This window comes from Endozoicomonas sp. SESOKO1, assembly GCF_024606265.1.
In the GTDB taxonomy this organism is placed as follows: domain Bacteria; phylum Pseudomonadota; class Gammaproteobacteria; order Pseudomonadales; family Endozoicomonadaceae; genus Endozoicomonas.
On sequence record NZ_JAHHPP010000208.1, the window covers coordinates 1 to 1,330 of the forward strand.

Annotated in this window: 2 protein-coding genes; one reads left to right on the top strand and one right to left on the bottom strand. The window is 48.0% G+C overall.

All coding sequences use genetic code 11. From position 1 onward, the window contains the following. Nucleotides 1–482, bottom strand: a 482-nt coding sequence (gene tadA, locus KDK13_RS09735) for a tRNA adenosine(34) deaminase TadA (RefSeq protein WP_306671071.1), incomplete at its 3' end; no start/stop codon positions are given. Nucleotides 483–758: 276 nt separating this feature from the next. Here tadA and KDK13_RS09740 point away from each other — a divergent pair. Further along, nucleotides 759–1,265, top strand: coding sequence for a type III secretion system chaperone (locus KDK13_RS09740; protein ID WP_257284786.1), 507 nt, complete (start codon nucleotides 759–761; stop codon nucleotides 1,263–1,265). Nucleotides 1,266–1,330: the final 65 nt, after the last annotated feature.

Consider the following 1,330-nt stretch of genomic DNA (forward strand, 5'->3'; position numbering starts at 1 on the left):
GTCCCATAGTCCTTGTATGAATCATTCCGCTTTCTTCGTGCTTCACGAATCTGCTGGCGCCGAAAACGGAAAAAATCGCTGATCATCTCGCTGCATTCAGCCTGGAGAACACCCGCGGTAACCTCTACCCGGTGGTTCATCTGAGGTTGCTCAAGAACCTTTGCGGCACTGACAATGGCCCCGGCCTTGGGTTCTGCTGCTCCGTAAATCAGGCGACGAATCCGACTGTGGACAATGGCCCCGGCACACATGGTGCAGGGTTCCAGCGTAACATAGAGGTCACAATCCAGCAGGCGGTAGTTCCCGATGGCGGCAGCTGCTGACTGAAGCGCCAGAATTTCAGCATGGGCAACCGGGTTACAGGATGAAACAGGCTGATTACAGGCCCGGGCAATAATCTGACCATCCTTGACCACTACAGCACCAACGGGAACCTCTCCTATACTGCGGCCTTTAGCAGCTTCCAGCAGGGCTTCATTCATCCAAATGGCGTCATCAATCACAAACTATTTACCAAACAGCATTGAGTGATTTTGTATCATGAAGGAAAGCAACAGGCTTTTCACCCCTTGATGTGGGCATTTCCTGAAGCTTTTTATGAAATCTGACAATCAGCCGATTAAACCTATGGATTTTTTCCCCATGTGGAATGTCTGAGCTATATATAGTGTCTAAGCTATACATAGATTATCAAAAATAAATTGCTCAACTATGAATAACAAATCAGTGAAAAACAAATCAGTGGAGGGAAGGGCCTGATGTCTTTCAAGCAGAATGTAGAACAGCATCTACAACACTTTGCCCAGAGCATCGGCCTGGGAGAACTCAAATTAAACGAACATGACGCCTGTGGGCTGTGTTTTGACGATACCTTAATCGTCAACATGGAGTATCTGGAGGACGATGAGGCGCTGGTATTTGTCGCTTCCGTTCGACCCATGATTACCCATGACAGTCCGGAAAAAACCGCTTTGCTGGAAAAAATGTGTTCACTGAACCTCCAGCATCACAGCATGCAGGGTGCGTTTCTGGCATTGAACCATGACAAAACCGAAGTACTGTTGATTCGCTCCCTTCAGGCTTCCTGCGATTATGGTTTATTCGAATCAACCCTGGAAAAGTTTGTAAACACCCTGGAATGGTGTGTCAGTGAGCTGGATGAATCCAAGCAGGAACAGGCCTCTCCAACATCGACACCTCCCCGCCCGCAAAGTGGTCCAGGAGGAGCACCCGGAGGCCCGGGTGATATGGGAATGATGGTGTAACTCCCAAAATAATTAAATATTCAATAGAAAGAAGGGTTTCCACAACCCTTCTTTTTTTTTCACCC

What these genes read in the sequence shown, in the direction of transcription:
- KDK13_RS09740 (WP_257284786.1), top strand. Translation starts at nt 759, where the DNA reads ATGTCTTTCAAGCAGAATGTAGAACAGCATCTACAACACTTTGCCCAG.